The 13,805-nt window shown below is 67.0% G+C and carries 13 protein-coding genes; 1 reads left to right on the top strand and 12 read right to left on the bottom strand.

What is annotated here, in order from left to right:
- Positions 1-55: 55 nt before the first annotated feature.
- From der to DB708_RS15090, 6 genes are read right to left on the bottom strand one after another with little or no spacing between them, the layout of a single operon-like run.
- Positions 56-1,456 (bottom strand): ribosome biogenesis GTPase Der, encoded by a 1,401-nt coding sequence (der, locus tag DB708_RS15115; RefSeq protein WP_108923090.1) that lies wholly within the window; start codon positions 1,454-1,456, stop codon positions 56-58.
- Positions 1,453-2,136, bottom strand: coding sequence for a (d)CMP kinase (gene cmk, locus DB708_RS15110; RefSeq protein ID WP_108923088.1), 684 nt, complete (start codon positions 2,134-2,136; stop codon positions 1,453-1,455). The genes der and cmk overlap by 4 nt, the downstream gene beginning before the upstream one ends.
- A complete protein-coding gene (locus tag DB708_RS15105; RefSeq protein WP_108923086.1) occupies positions 2,136-2,879 on the bottom strand; it encodes a pseudouridine synthase in 744 nt (247 codons plus the stop codon). The genes cmk and DB708_RS15105 overlap by 1 nt, the downstream gene beginning before the upstream one ends.
- Complete coding sequence (scpB, locus tag DB708_RS15100) at positions 2,879-3,586, bottom strand: SMC-Scp complex subunit ScpB (RefSeq protein WP_108923084.1); 708 nt, start codon at positions 3,584-3,586, stop codon at positions 2,879-2,881. Before scpB ends, DB708_RS15105 begins: the two co-directional genes overlap by 1 nt.
- Positions 3,583-4,419, bottom strand: a complete 837-nt coding sequence (locus DB708_RS15095) for a segregation/condensation protein A (RefSeq protein ID WP_108923081.1) — start codon at positions 4,417-4,419, stop codon at positions 3,583-3,585. The genes scpB and DB708_RS15095 overlap by 4 nt, the downstream gene beginning before the upstream one ends.
- Positions 4,416-5,282 carry a ParA family protein gene (locus tag DB708_RS15090; RefSeq protein ID WP_108923079.1) on the bottom strand — a complete coding sequence of 289 codons (867 nt, stop codon included), beginning with the start codon at positions 5,280-5,282 and terminating at the stop codon, positions 4,416-4,418. The genes DB708_RS15095 and DB708_RS15090 overlap by 4 nt, the downstream gene beginning before the upstream one ends.
- 195 nt (positions 5,283-5,477) lie before the next feature.
- Here DB708_RS15090 and DB708_RS15085 point away from each other — a divergent pair, with 195 nt between their 5' ends.
- On the top strand, positions 5,478-6,230 hold the full coding sequence (locus DB708_RS15085) for an O-methyltransferase (protein WP_108923077.1): 753 nt from the start codon (positions 5,478-5,480) through the stop codon (positions 6,228-6,230).
- A 92-nt stretch (positions 6,231-6,322) separates the two neighbouring features.
- Here DB708_RS15085 and xerD read toward each other — a convergent pair whose 3' ends face one another.
- The 6 genes from xerD to recN all read right to left on the bottom strand — a co-directional run bounded on the left by xerD (position 6,323) and on the right by recN (position 13,793).
- Positions 6,323-7,267: a site-specific tyrosine recombinase XerD gene (gene xerD, locus DB708_RS15080; protein WP_108923075.1), complete on the bottom strand. Its 945-nt coding sequence runs from the start codon at positions 7,265-7,267 to the stop codon at positions 6,323-6,325.
- Positions 7,264-7,896, bottom strand: a complete 633-nt coding sequence (locus DB708_RS15075; protein ID WP_108924273.1) for an NUDIX domain-containing protein — start codon at positions 7,894-7,896, stop codon at positions 7,264-7,266. The genes xerD and DB708_RS15075 overlap by 4 nt, the downstream gene beginning before the upstream one ends.
- Positions 7,889-9,640, bottom strand: coding sequence for a CTP synthase (locus DB708_RS15070; protein WP_108923073.1), 1,752 nt, complete (start codon positions 9,638-9,640; stop codon positions 7,889-7,891). The genes DB708_RS15075 and DB708_RS15070 overlap by 8 nt, the downstream gene beginning before the upstream one ends.
- A 146-nt stretch (positions 9,641-9,786) precedes the next feature.
- Entirely contained in the window at positions 9,787-10,731 is a 945-nt protein-coding gene (locus DB708_RS15065) for a copper transporter (protein ID WP_108923071.1), read from the bottom strand.
- A gap of 21 nt (positions 10,732-10,752) precedes the next feature.
- A complete protein-coding gene (gene steA / locus DB708_RS15060) occupies positions 10,753-11,934 on the bottom strand; it encodes a putative cytokinetic ring protein SteA (RefSeq protein ID WP_108923069.1) in 1,182 nt (393 codons plus the stop codon).
- A gap of 113 nt (positions 11,935-12,047) precedes the next feature.
- A complete protein-coding gene (gene recN / locus DB708_RS15055) occupies positions 12,048-13,793 on the bottom strand; it encodes a DNA repair protein RecN (protein ID WP_108923067.1) in 1,746 nt (581 codons plus the stop codon).
- Positions 13,794-13,805: the final 12 nt, after the last annotated feature.

Below are 13,805 nucleotides of genomic sequence, written 5' to 3'. Positions count from 1 at the left end.
GTGAGGGCGTCGAGTGTGCGTCCAGGGCGCCCTGGACGCACACGCAATGCTGAGGTCAGCGGCGCTTGATGGTTCGCTTCTCGCGCACCCGCACGTTGATCCGGATCGGGCTGCCCTCGAAGCCGAACGTCTCGCGCAGCCGCCGCTCCAGGAAGCGCCGGTAGCCGGCCTCGAGAAAGCCGGTGGTGAACAACACGAATGTCGGCGGCCGGGCGGCGGCCTGGGTGGCGAACAGAATGCGCGGCTGCTTGCCGCCGCGCACCGGCGGTGGCGTGGCAGCAACGATCTCCTTGACCCAGGTGTTCAGCGGGCCGGTCGCAATACGGGCGTCCCACGACGCCAGCGCGGTCTCCATCGCCGGCACCAACTTCTGTACCGCACGCCCCGTCTTGGCGGAGATGTTGACCCGCTGCGCCCACTGCAGCTGCGCCAGCTCGCGGTCGATCTCGCGGTCCAGCAGCTCGCGCCGGTCTTCGTCGACCAGATCCCACTTGTTGAAGGCCAGTACCAACGCCCGGCCAGCCTCGATCACCATCGAGAGCACCCGCTGGTCCTGCTCGGTCAGCTGCTGTGACGCGTCGATCAGCACTATCACGACCTCGGCGGAATCGATGGCCGAATGGGTGCGCACCGAGGCGTAGAACTCGTGGCCGCTGGCCTGCCCGACCTTGCGGCGCAAGCCCGCGGTGTCGACGAAACGCCAAGTCTTGCCGCCCAATTCGATCAACGAATCCACCGGATCCACCGTGGTTCCGGCCACGTCGTGGACGACCGAACGTTCGTCGCCGGCCAGCTTGTTGAGCAGTGAACTCTTGCCGACGTTCGGCTTGCCGACCAGCGCCACCCGCCGGGGACCACCGGGCGCGGGCGCCGCTTCGGACACCTGAGGCAACTTCGCCAGCACCTCGTCGAGCAGATCGGCCACGCCGCGACCGTGTATGGCGCTGACAGCGTGCGGCTGACCCAGACCTAGCGACCACAGGGCGGCCGCGTCCGATTCGACTTTTTCGCTGTCAACCTTGTTGGCGGCCAAAAAGACTGGCTTGCCGGCGCGCAACAGGATCCGGGCGGCGTCCTCGTCGGCGGCGGTCGCGCCGACCGTCGCGTCAACCACCAAAACCACCGCGTCGGCGGTTCGCATCGCCACCGACGCCTGTTCGGCCACCAGCTGCTGCAGCCCCTTGGCGTCCGGCTCCCATCCCCCGGTGTCCTGCACGACGAACCGGCGTCCGGTCCACAGCGCGTCGTAGGAAACCCGGTCGCGCGTCACGCCGGGGATGTCCTGCACCACCGCTTCGCGCCGTCCCAGAATCCGGTTGACCAGTGTCGACTTGCCGACATTGGGCCGGCCGACGATCGCCACCACCGGCGCGGGACCGGCTTCGCCGAACTCCGCCGAGTCGGAATCGCCGAGCTCCCATTCGCTTTCGTCGGACCAGGTGCCGTCCTGCGTCACCGCACTGCCTCGCTTCGCTGCTTGACCAATTCCAGTAGATGGTCGATCACCTGCGCCTCGGTCATGTCGCTGGTGTCGACGGTCACCGCGTCGGACGCCGGTCGCAGCGGCGACACCGCCCGGGTGGAATCCAGGTGATCGCGACGACGCACGTCGGCCAGCACGCCGTCGTAGTCGTCGGCCAGTCCCGCGGCGACGTACTGGTCGTTGCGGCGCCGGGCCCGGGTTTCGGCCGACGCGGTCAAGAAGATCTTCACCGGTGCGTCGGGCAAAACCACCGTCCCGATATCGCGGCCCTCAACGACGACACTGCCAGGCCCGTCAGCCATTTCGCGTTGCAGCGCGACAAGCCGGGTGCGTACGGCGGGCACCGACGACACCGCCGATACGGCACCGGTGACTTGGTCACCGCGAATCTCGGCCGAGACATCTTCTCCGGCCAGACAATAGCGGTCACCATCGGGCGTATAGTCCACCGACATCTGCACCCTCTCGGCGACCCGTGCGACCGCGTCGGCGTTGTCCGGGTCGATGCCGTCGCGCAACACGGCCAGCGTCACCATCCGGTACATGCCCCCGGTGTCCAGGTAGCGAGCGCCCAGGGCTCGCGCCAATCCTTTTGACACCGAAGACTTTCCGGTTCCCGCGGGGCCGTCGATCGCCACAGCAACGCCAATCATCACAAGCCCACCGCTTTGTACAGCTGCCCGACCTCGTCTTGGCGCAATGCCCGGATGCTGCCCGGCCGCTGCTTGCCCAGCGATACCGAACCGATCTCGGTGCGCACCAGCGCCTCCACCGGGAATCCCATTGCTGCGAGCATCCGGCGGACGATGCGGTTGCGTCCTTCGTGTAACGTCAAGCGCACCAATGTCTTTCCGGGGATCGCATCCACCACGGCGAAGTCGTCGACGCGCGCCGGACCATCCTCCAACTCGATACCCGCCCGCAATTTCTTGCCCACCCCGCGTGGCACAGTCCCACTGACTGTCGCCAGATACGTCTTGGGCACTTCGTGGGAGGGGTGCATCAGCCGGTGCGCCAGCTCGCCGTCGTTGGTCAGCAGGATCAGCCCTTCCGTGTCGGCGTCCAACCGCCCCACGTGAAAGAGCTTCTTGTTGCCCCGCACTTTCCGCTCGATCAGGTCACCGATGCACAGACGGCCAAGATCGTCGGACATCGTCGAGTGCATCCCCCGCGGTTTGTTCAGCGCCAAATACACCTGGGATTCGTCGACGACGATCCTGGCACCGTCCACGCGGATCACGGAGGTATCGGGATCGACCCGGGTGCCCAGCTCGGTCACCACCTGCCCGTCCACCTCGACGCGGCCGTCGATAATCAGCTTCTCGGCCGCCCGGCGCGATGCAATTCCGGCCTGGGACAACACCTTTTGCAGCCGGATCCCCTGATCTTCGACCATCAATCCTGGTCCACGTCGAACGACAGCGACTGTTCGGGCGATGAGCCGCCCGCCAACTTCATGAAACGTGGCTCGCTGTCCAGGGATTCGGTCAGGTCCTCGATCGTGTCGACGTCGGGAAGCAGCGGTGCGATGTCGGGCAGGTCCGTCAGCGATTCCAGCCCCAACCGCTCGAGGAACAGCTCCGTGGTGGCGAAGGTGACCGCACCGCTGTCCTCGTCGACGCCGGCCTCGGTGATCAGCCCGCGCGCCAGCAGCGTGCGAATCACCGCGTCCACGTTGACGCCACGCACCGCGCTGACCCGCGCGCGGGTCACGGGCTGGCGGTATGCCACCACGGCCAGGGTCTCGAGTGCGGCCCGGGTGAGTTTGGATCGCGCACCGTCCAGCAGCAGCTTCTCCACGTAGGGCGCGAACCGGGCGCGGGTGTACATCCGCCACCCCTCGCCGGTTTTCCGCAAGTCGATACCGCTGTCGCGTTGGGTGAGTTCCTCCGCCATCACCTGCAGTTTGGCGGCGATGCGGTAGACGGGTTGGTCCGTGGCCGCGGCCAGTGCCTCGTCGGTGACGGGCGTGTCGACCACCAGCAGCAGGGCCTCCAATACGGAGCCGAGTTCCTCGGGCTCCATCGGCGCTGCCTCGGCGATCTCCGGGATCCCGATATCGAGGTCGATGCCCAGATCGATATCCGGCGATTCTTCGGTCACGAGCGCCGCTCCTCCTCGGCTTCCGCCATGGCTTCGGTGGTCGGACGCTCGCCGGTCCACGAAATCTGGAGCACGCCAAGCGGCTCCGACTGGTCGAATGCTACCGCCCGGGACCGATACAGCTCGAGCAGCGCCAGGAAGCGACCGACGATCTCCATCGGCATCTCGCAGTCGGCGACCAGCTCGGAGAACGTGGCCCATTGGCCGCTGCCCCGCGCCTCGAGCATCCCCAGCAATTTCAGGGCCTGTTCGGGAACCGAGACGTTGAGTTGGTGCAGGTGACCGATGGATACCGTCGGCACCGGCCGCGGGGTGAATGCGATCGCGGCGATCTCGGCGAAGCGCTCGGCGTCGACACCGATCATCACCTCCGGGAGCAGTTCGGTGAACGGGTCCTCCAGCGACACCGAGCGCGGGTAGCTGCGTAACGCAGTGGCTTCCAGCTCGGCGAACATCTCCGCGACGTGCTTGAACGCGCGGTATTGCAGGAGCCGGGCGAACAGTAGGTCGCGCACCTCAAGCAGCGCCAGGTCTTCTTCGTCGTCGATCTGGCCTGCCGGCAGCAGCCGGGCCGTCTTGAGATCCAGCAGGGTCGCAGCGACCACCAGGAACGCGGTGGTCTCCTCCAGGTCCAGCTGGGAGCCGATTTCGCGGGTGTAGGCGATGAAGTCGTCGGTGACCCGATGCAGCGCCACCTCGGTCACGTCGAGACGATGCGCAAAGATCAGCTGCAACAGCAGGTCGAACGGCCCCTCGAAGTTGGTGAGGCGGACTTGGAAACCAGCCGCGGAGCCGTTCTGCGGTGGCGCCTCGCCGTTTGCTGTGTCGTTCACGCGCCAAATCGGTCGATGAATTCGCGGGCCAGGGCGCGATAGGCGATGGCACCCGTTGACTTGGGCGCCCAGGTGGTGATGGGTTCGCCCGCGACGCTGGTCTCCGGGAAACGGACGGTCCGGGTGATCACGGTGTCGAACACTAGGTCACCGAAACGTTCCACGACACGGGCCATCACCTCGCGGGCGTTGACAGTCCGCGGGTCGTAGCGGGTGAGCAGGATGCCGCTGATCTCCAGCTTCGGGTTGAGCCGGTCGCGCACCTTGTCGACGGTATCGGTGAGCAGCGCCAGGCCGCGCAATGAGAAGTATTCGCATTCGGTGGGGATGACGACGCCGTCGGAGCAGGCCAGCCCGTTGACGGTGAGCAGGCCCAGCGACGGCTGGCAGTCGATCAACACGTAGTCGTAGCGGTCCAGCACCGGATGCAGCGCCCGGCCCAGCGTCTGTTCGCGGCCCACCTCGTTGACCAGCTGGATCTCGGCGGCCGACAGGTCGATATTGCTGGGCACCAGGTCCAGATGCTTGACCCGGGTGGACAGCAGCACGTCGTCGATCGACACCCGCGGCTCCACCAGCACGTTGTGAATGGTCTGTTCCAACTCGTAGTGCGGAACGCCGAGGCCCGCGGACAGCGCGCCCTGCGGATCCATGTCCACCAGCAGCACCCGTCGGCCGTACTCGGCGAGTGCGGCGCCCAGGTTGATCGTCGACGTGGTTTTCCCGACGCCACCCTTTTGGTTGCACATCGCAATCACCTTGGCTGGGCCGTGCGAGGTGCGCGGCTGCGGTTCCGGGATGGCCCGCGGCGGACGCCCCGTCAAGCCGATCTCGACGGCGCCGTCCGGGTAGTCGGTCGTCATGCCCGGGGTGTTGCGAAAGTGAACATCGTCGGAAAGTCTAACGGGTTCGCGCGGGTAAACAGGGCGACCCGCAGGCAACATAACCAGGGAATACGTGCGGAGATCGCTGGTAGAGCCCGCAGCACGATTCAGAGTTAACTTTAGTCACACCAGCAACATTCGGGCCCACATTCGGCACGGCTATCGTGGGTGGCTATGGATCTCAAACGACGGATACCGCTGCTGAGGTGGTCGGTGCTGCGGATGGCCACCGGCGCACGCAACATCACCACGACGGGCCAGATCGGCGACGGACGCGAAGCCGCCGCCATCGAGTACGTCCTCGACAACGCCCGTGCCGGCGATATCGACGACGTACTGGCCACCATCGACAAGTTCGCGTACGAGAAATCGCTACTGATCAACGTTGGCGACGAGAAGGGGCTGCTGCTCGACGCCGCCGTGCGCCGGGCCAACCCCGCGCTCGCGCTGGAACTCGGCACCTACTGCGGCTACGGCGCCCTGCGGATCGCGCGGGTCGCCCCGAACGCCAAGGTGTTTTCCGTCGAACTCGCCGAGGCCAACGCCGCCAACGCCCGGCGGATCTGGGCGCATGCCGGTGTCGCCGACCGGGTGACGTGTGTCGTCGGCACCATCGGCGACGGCGGACGCACGCTCGACGCGCTTGCCGCCGAGCACGGATTCGCTTCTGGTGCACTCGATTTCCTCTTCCTCGACCACGACAAGGACGCTTACCTGAACGACCTGTTGAGCATCGCGGATCGGGGCTGGCTGCATACCGGCTCGATCGCTGTCGCCGACAACGTCAGGGTGCCGGGCGCTCCGAAGTACCGCGAGTACATGCGTCAGCAGCAGGGCAAGCTGTGGAACACGGTCGAACACAAGGCCCACCTCGAGTACCAGTCACTGGTTTCCGACCTGGTGCTGGAATCCGATTACCTCGGCTGACCCGCGTCACCTATCACCGAGATCGACGCCACCGTGCTCCGCTGCGGCGTGTCGTCGCGCTAGCGTCGATGTCGCGGTAGCGCCGCGCCGAACTATTGGGCGCGGGGGTGGGCGCCGGCCCACACTTCGCGCAGCGCGTGCACGGTGACCAGCGTGTAGATCTGCGTCGTCGTCACCGAGGCGTGGCCGAGTAGCTCCTGCACGACCCGCACGTCGGCGCCCCCCTCCAGCAGATGGGTGGCAAACGAGTGCCGCAGCATGTGCGGCGACACACCCGAGGTGATCCCGGCACGCTCGGCGGCGTCCTGCAGCACCTGCCAGGCGCTCTGCCGTGACAGCCGCCCGCCCCGGGCGTTGAGGAACATGGCCGCCGTGCCGCGGCCCCGCCGAGCCAGCTCCGAGCGTCCGCGCACCAGGTAGGAATCCAGCGCCTGCACGGCGGGGCGCCCGATTGGGACGAGCCGCTGCTTGCCTCCCTTGCCGCGCAGCAACACCGACCTGGCCTCGGTATCGATGTCGTCGACGTCGAGTCCGACGGCTTCGGAGATCCGCGCTCCGGTGGAATACAACAGTTCCAGCAGCGCCCGGTTGCGCAGTGTCAGAGGGCCGTCCGACGGGCTCTCACCGCCTGCGCCCTCCAGCAGTGCCAGCACCTCGTCGATGGTGAGGCTTTTGGGGAGCCGCCGCCCCGGCGTCGGCGGCCGCACCGCACGCGCGACATCCAATTCGGCAAGGCCCTCGGCGGCGGCGAATCGGTGCAGGCCGCGCACCGCGATCAGCGCCCGCGCCGCCGACACCGCCGACAAACCAACCACCCCGGAATCGGGATCGCCGCGGCGCAGCGCCACCAGAAACTCGCTGACGTCGTCTTCGGCGACCTTGGCCAGATCGTGAATCCCGCGGTCCGCCAGGTGCTTCGAGTACCGGCGCAGGTCGCGCCGATAGGAGCTGAGTGTGTTGGCCGCTACTCCGCGCTCGATGGTCAGGTGATCAAGATAGCCCTGCAATTGCATATCGAGCGTGAGCGCAGTTGTCATTGCCTGGCCCGGCCCGCTTTGTGAGCGGCGAAAGCCCCGGGCTTGTCCTGCCACGGGGTGTCCACCGGCCGGGGCCGCACGAAACCCGTCGCCACGGCGTGGGCGGCCAGAATCCCTGCCACGGCAATCGAATTGACGACCTCCCCGTTGAAAGCCAGGCGCGCCGCCTCTTCGATCGGGACCCAGCGCATCGTCATGTCGGCTTCTTCATCATGTGACTCGGGGCGCTGCACCTCGGTCAGCCCAGTGGCCAGGTAAACCCGCACCGACTCGTCGCTGTATCCGGGCGCGGTGTCGACGTCGATGAGCAGCTGCCAGGTGTCGGCCCGCAGGCCGACCTCCTCCTCGAGTTCGCGTGCGGCCGACAGGTGCGGTGGCTCGCCCGCGATGTCGAGCAGACCCGCCGGCAACTCCAACAAACGCCGGCCGAAGGAGTGCCGGTACTGATAAACCATCGCGATGCTGTGGTCATCCTTCATCGCCACGACGGCTACCGCGCCATAATGCTCGACGACCTCTCGCGCGGCGACGTTGCCGCCGGGCATCCGCACCTGGTCGCGGCGCAGCGCGAAAATGTTTCCGGTGTACAGCGTTTCGCTTGACACCGTCTCGAAGACGTGTTCAGCCACGGGTGGCGGGTTCGCGAATTGACCGCTCGGCACTGTCTCGATGCTGGTTGCCGTTGGACGTGTGCTCGGGGATTTCCACCGGAAGTAGCTCGCCCTCTTTGTAGTCGATCGCCGCGCCGACGAACGCCACGAACAATGGGTGCGGCCGGGTGGGCCGGCTCTTCAGTTCGGGGTGGGCCTGGGTGCCGACGATGAACGGGTGGATGTCCGACGGGTATTCGACGAACTCCACCAGATGACCGTCTGGCGAGGTCCCGGAGAACCGCAACCCACTCTCGCCGATCCGGTCACGGTAGGCGTTGTTGACCTCGTAGCGGTGCCGGTGCCGCTCGGACACCTGGGTGGCCCCATATGCCTGCGCCACAATCGAATCCGGCTCGAGCACCGCGGGGTAGGCCCCCAATCGCATGGTGCCGCCGAGGTCGGCTTCACCGGCGACAATCTGTTCCTGATCGGACATCGTGGAGATGACGGGATCGGGTGTGGACGGCTCGAACTCGGCCGAGTTGGCCTCGGCGATGCCGACCGAGCGGGCGGCTTCGATCACGATGCACTGCAGCCCGAGGCACAGCCCCAGCACCGGCAGCCCACGTGACCGGGCATAGCGGATAGCGCCGATCTTCCCCTCGATGCCACGGATGCCGAACCCGCCGGGGATCAGCACACCGTGCACATCGGCCAGCGCCGACGCGGCACCCGCGGCGCTCTCGCAGTCGTCGGAGGGCACCCACACCATCTCGACCTTCGCGTGGTGCCGGAACCCGCCGGCGCGCAACGCCTCGGTCACCGAGAGATATGCGTCGGACAGGTCAACGTACTTGCCTACCAAGGCAATTCGTACGGTTTCGTGCGGCTCGTGAACCCTACGCAGCAGGTCGTTCCACTGCGTCCAGTCGACGTCGCGGAAGGGCAGGTTGAGCCGGCGCACCACAAACGCGTCCAGTTCCTCGCGGTGCAGCACCTTGGGGATGTCGTAGATGGAGGGCGCGTCCGGGGTGGAGATGACGCCGTCCACGTCGACGTCACACATCAGCGCGATTTTGTTCTTCAAGGCCTCGGGGACGTCGCGGTCACAGCGCAGGATCAGCGCGTCGGGGCTGATACCGATGCTGCGCAGTGCGGCCACCGAGTGCTGGGTGGGTTTGGTCTTGAGTTCGCCCGACGGCGCCAGATAGGGCACCAGCGACACGTGCAGGAAGAAGACGTTCTCGCGGCCCAGGTAGTGGCGGACCTGGCGGGCCGCCTCCAGAAACGGCTGCGATTCGATGTCGCCGACGGTGCCGCCGATCTCGGTGATGACGACGTCGGGACGGTGACCGCCGGCGTCCGGTTCGGCCATCGCCAGGATGCGCCGCTTGATCTCGTCGGTGATGTGCGGAATCACCTGCACGGTGTCGCCGAGGTATTCGCCGCGGCGTTCCTTGGCGATGACGGTTGAATACACCTGCCCGGTAGTGACATTCGCCGAGCCGGACAGGTTGCGATCCAGGAATCGTTCGTAGTGGCCGACGTCGAGGTCGGTCTCGGCGCCGTCCTCGGTGACGAAGACCTCGCCGTGCTGGAACGGGTTCATGGTGCCCGGGTCCACGTTGAGATACGGGTCGAGCTTTTGCATCGTCACATGCAATCCACGGGCAGTCAGTAGCTGGCCAACGCTGCTAGCGGTCAACCCTTTGCCGAGCGAGGAAGCGACCCCACCGCTGACGAAGAGATGCTTAGTGGCGGTTTGCGGGTGCTTACGCACAGGCGGCCTCCGTGAAGACGGGCAGGGCGTCATTTTCTCTAGCTTTTTCACGAGCTGGGCCTGCCGACCCACGGAAATCAACCCTAACACCAGCGACCCCGAGCCGCGGCTAACACGCCCGGCAACGGGCGGCCGCTGCCGGCGTGCTATTGCGGGACGGTGATCGAGGTGGCGCCGTGGCCGGTGCCGTACTGCCCGACATGACCGCCATTGAGCAGGTCATGCAGGCCGAGAATCGCTGTGATGCGCCCGGGCGCGACGTCGACGTCGTCGATGGTGCTGATCGCGGAGTTGATGCCGCCGTCGGCGCGCGCCACCGCGACCGCGGCACCTCCCGTCGACGATCCGTCCCGCCCGGCCAGCACGGTGCCCGAGCCGTGTGGCGCCAGCGCCGCGCCGAAGCGGGCCACGCTGACGCCTTGATTGCCGGCATCTTGCGGCAGCGCGCCGCCGGTCACAATCAGGGCGGCGTTGGCCGCTCCCAGGTGGTCGCCGGGCGTATAGGTGACGAAGCCGGTGTCGCGCAGCGCCGCCAGCACGGTGTCGCGCTGCGCATCGTCGACGGGCGGGATCGCCGGGTTCGCGTTGATCAGCAGGGCCAGGCCCAACAGGTCGCCGGCCTGCGATCCCTGGTCGACGAGTTTGGTGCTCAACTGTTGTCCGGCGGGTAGCACGGACGAGTTCACCACTGTCCGCAGTTTCTCCGCGGAGTTGGCGTCGACGAACTCCTGGGTCAGTGACACTGTCCCGGTGACGGTTGCGCCAGCCTGGCCGGCGATCTTCGAGACCGCCGCGACGTCATCGTCCTTGGCGTCCGGCGTGCGGAAGACGACGACCGACTTGCCCGCCAGCGCGTCGTGCACGATCCGGCCGACCAGCTGGTTGTCGAAATTGTTTGCCGCGCTGAGCTTTTCGTTCAGAACGTTCTTCTGGTCGTTGAGCCCGTTGATCTGCGAGTAGAGGTTCTGCTTCTCGTCACGCAGGCTGGACAGCAGAGTGTCGGACAAGAAGCCCGAACCCAGCACGACGCCAACGGCTAACGCGAGAAAGACCGCAGCAAGCGAGAGGGCATGTTGGCGTAACGAGATCATGTGCGCACGTCCTGACAATGACTAGGTGATCAGGTGCTGAATCCAGAGGGTGAAGTGATTCCAGTAGTCGGTGATCCAATGCAGCACCACGCCGTCGGTGCGCGACACCCACAGCGCCACAATCACGGCGATCAGCATCGTCAGCGCCAGCAGCGCGATGGCACCACCCGATATGTGGTTGCGGTAGAGCGTGGCGACCGCCTTGGCGTCGACCACCTTCTCCCCGACCCGAAGCCTGGTCAGGAACGTCGACGGGTTGCTCTGGGTTCGCGTCCGATCGAAGAATGTCTCGATGTTGGCGGTGTGTCCGGCGGTCACGAGCAGCGCCGCGCCGTGATGATCGGCCAGCAGTAGAGCCAGGTCCACGGCCGAGCCCGCGGCCGGGAAGGTCATCGCCCCGACCCCGAGGTCCTGAATGCGTTCCAAGCCGGGCGCGTGGCCGTCGGCGTCGGCCGGCAGCACCACGTGGGCACCACACTTGAGGGCCTCGGTGCTGATCTGCTCGGGGTCACCGACGATGAGCTGCGGCCGGTAGCCCGCCTTGCGCAGTACATCCGCGCCGCTGCCCACGCCGATCAGCACCGGCTGGTACTCCTTGATGAACGGCTTCAGGGAGCGCAGATCGTCGGTGGCGCTGTCCTCGTCGGCGACGATCACCACGTGGCGGCGGCGCATGTCGAGGTCGACGTCGGGAATGCCGATTCCGTCGATCAGCAGCGGGCTCTCGCTCTTGATGAACTCAATTGTGTTGCCGGCGAACGCCTCCAGGTGGGCGGCCAGGCCGCTCTTAGCTTCGCGCATCAAGTCGGCGATGTCATGGTCGGTGCGCTCGGTGCCGCGGATCAGCCGACGTTCGCCTGCGTAGACCCCGCCTTCATGCAGGCGAATCTTGGCGCCGTCCTTGACCTTCTTGAAGATGTCCGGTCCGGTCTCGTCGATCAGGGTCACGCCGTTGTTGACCAATACCTCCGGGCCCATGTTCGGGTAGCGGCCGGAGACCGACGGTGAGGCGTTGACGACGGCGGCGATGTCGGCTTCCACCAACGCCTCGGCGGTGATGCGATCCAGATCCAGCACGTCGAGCACGACGATGTCACCGGGGCAGACCCGACGCAGCAGGCGGTCGATGTTGCGATCCACCCGTGCGGTGCCGGTCAGACCCGGCCGGGAAGCATTGCGTGTTAGCAGCCCTGACATCTTCATGGGGGCGATTCTGTCCGCGATGAACGGCTGGGGGGTGGAGGCGCGCCGTAACATCTGCCTCAGAAGTTATCTAGAGTCACATCTGTCACAGGCTGATAAAAAGTCCCCGTCGGTTAGATCTCATCGTTCTGGGCGCCGTCGAGGAGCTCCCGGGCGTGGGCACGGCCGCTGTCGGATTCGCCCAGCCCGGCCAGCATCCGCGCCAGCTCGGCCACCCGCTCGTCGTCCAGCACGCGGCGCACCACGCTGGTCCCCCTGGGTCCGGCCGGATGCACCACCAGATGTACGTCGGCGTACGCAGCGACCTGCGGCAAGTGGGTAACCACGATGACCTGATGGGTGCGCGCCAACCGCGCCAGCCGCCGGCCGATCTGGACGGCGGCACGGCCCCCGACGCCGGCGTCGACCTCGTCGAACACCATCGTGGTGCCCGCCGCCGACGCGGCCAGCACCACCTCCAGAGCCAGCATCACCCGGGACAGCTCGCCCCCGGAGGCGCTCTTCGTCAGGGGCAGCACCGTCATGCCGCGGTGTGCGGCGAACCCGAACTCGACCTCGTCGATGCCGTCACTGCCGGCCCGGGCCAGCTCGCCGGAGGCCAGCACGAGCGCGGCCGGGTCGTCGGTGTCGGTGGTGACATCGGTGCTCACCTCGATGGTGAATTCGGCATCCGCCATCGCCAGCCCGGACAGCTCCGTGGTCACCTCTTTCGCCAACCGCTTGGCCGCCTTGCGTCGACACTTGCTGAGATCGACCGCGGCTTGCGACAGTTCACCGGCAAGCTCGTCGGCGCGGCGCTGCAGTGCCGCAAGCCCCTCCTCCGACACGTCGAGCTGGGCAAGCCGCTCGCGTGATTCGGCCGCCCACTGCAGCACCCCGTCAATATCCGCGGCGTACTTGCGGGTCAGCGTCCGCAGCTCGGCTTGGCGGGCCAGCTTTGACTCCAGCGCGCTGGCATCGACGGGCAACTCTTCCAAGTAGCTGCCGAGTTCCTGGGCCGCGTCGTCGACCACGGTCTGCGCCACGCGGATCTGTTCGGCCAGCGCCTGCAGCTTGGCGTCGTCGGTGGATTCCAGTGCGGCCCTGGCCCGCCCCAGGCCGTCGGCCGCGCTGCCCCCCGACAGTTCTTCGGTCGACAGCGCCGCGCGAGCCCTGGCCGCGGCTTCGCGCAGCGTGTCCAGCTCGGAGAGCCGCACGACGTCGGCGATCAGGGAGTCGTCCTCACCGGGTTGCGGGTCCACGGCGTCGATCTCATTGAGCGCAAAACTCAGCCGATCGGCCTCCAGGGTGAGTTCCCGCATGCGATTGCGGCGGTCGAACAGCTCGCGCCGCGCCGACAACCAGGCGTCGCGCAGTTTGCGGTAGCGCTCCAGCGCGGTACCGGCCTTCGCGAACCGGTCCAGCGCGCCGCGTTGTTCCTCGGGCCGCATCAGCCGCAGCTGGTCGTTCTGCCCGTGCAGGGTGAGCAGCCCGGTCGTGAAGTCGCCCAACGACTTCGCAGGCACGCTACGGCCGCCGAGATAGGCTCGCGACGGTCCGTCCCGGCTAACCGAGCGCAGCGCGATCACGCTGCCGTCCTCGTCGCGCTCCCCGCCCGAGGCGTCCAGCATCTCATCCAGCTGCGCGACCACTGCGTCATTGAGATCGGTTGTGGTGAAACGGCCTTCGACGACCGCACGTTCGGAGCCCGACCGCACCCGGTTGGCGTCGGCGCGCGCACCGCCGAGCAGGTGCAGGCCGGTGACCACCATCGTCTTGCCGGTGCCGGTCTCGCCGGTCAGCACGGTCAGGCCGCGGTCGAACTCCCCGACCGCGGAGCTGATCGCACCCAGGGAGTCGATGCGGATTTCGGTCAGCATTGCGTCAGCACC

The sequence above is a fragment of the Mycobacterium montefiorense genome (genome assembly GCF_003112775.1).
Taxonomy (GTDB): Bacteria; Actinomycetota; Actinomycetes; order Mycobacteriales; family Mycobacteriaceae; genus Mycobacterium; species Mycobacterium montefiorense.
This window is presented reverse-complemented; position numbering and strand designations above follow the sequence as displayed.

Bases quoted from the DNA above. Each gene is read 5' to 3' on its own strand.
- DB708_RS15065 (WP_108923071.1), bottom strand. From the start codon at position 10,731: ATGATCTCGTTACGCCAACATGCCCTCTCGCTTGCTGCGGTCTTTCTC.
- steA (WP_108923069.1), bottom strand. From the start codon at position 11,934: ATGAAGATGTCAGGGCTGCTAACACGCAATGCTTCCCGGCCGGGTCTG.
- recN (WP_108923067.1), bottom strand. From the start codon at position 13,793: ATGCTGACCGAAATCCGCATCGACTCCCTGGGTGCGATCAGCTCCGCG.
- DB708_RS15105 (WP_108923086.1), bottom strand. From the start codon at position 2,879: ATGGTCGAAGATCAGGGGATCCGGCTGCAAAAGGTGTTGTCCCAGGCC.
- DB708_RS15090 (WP_108923079.1), bottom strand. From the start codon at position 5,282: ATGACGACCGACTACCCGGACGGCGCCGTCGAGATCGGCTTGACGGGG.
- cmk (WP_108923088.1), bottom strand. From the start codon at position 2,136: ATGATTGGCGTTGCTGTGGCGATCGACGGCCCCGCGGGAACCGGAAAG.
- xerD (WP_108923075.1), bottom strand. From the start codon at position 7,267: ATGACAACTGCGCTCACGCTCGATATGCAATTGCAGGGCTATCTTGAT.
- DB708_RS15085 (WP_108923077.1), top strand. From the start codon at position 5,478: ATGGATCTCAAACGACGGATACCGCTGCTGAGGTGGTCGGTGCTGCGG.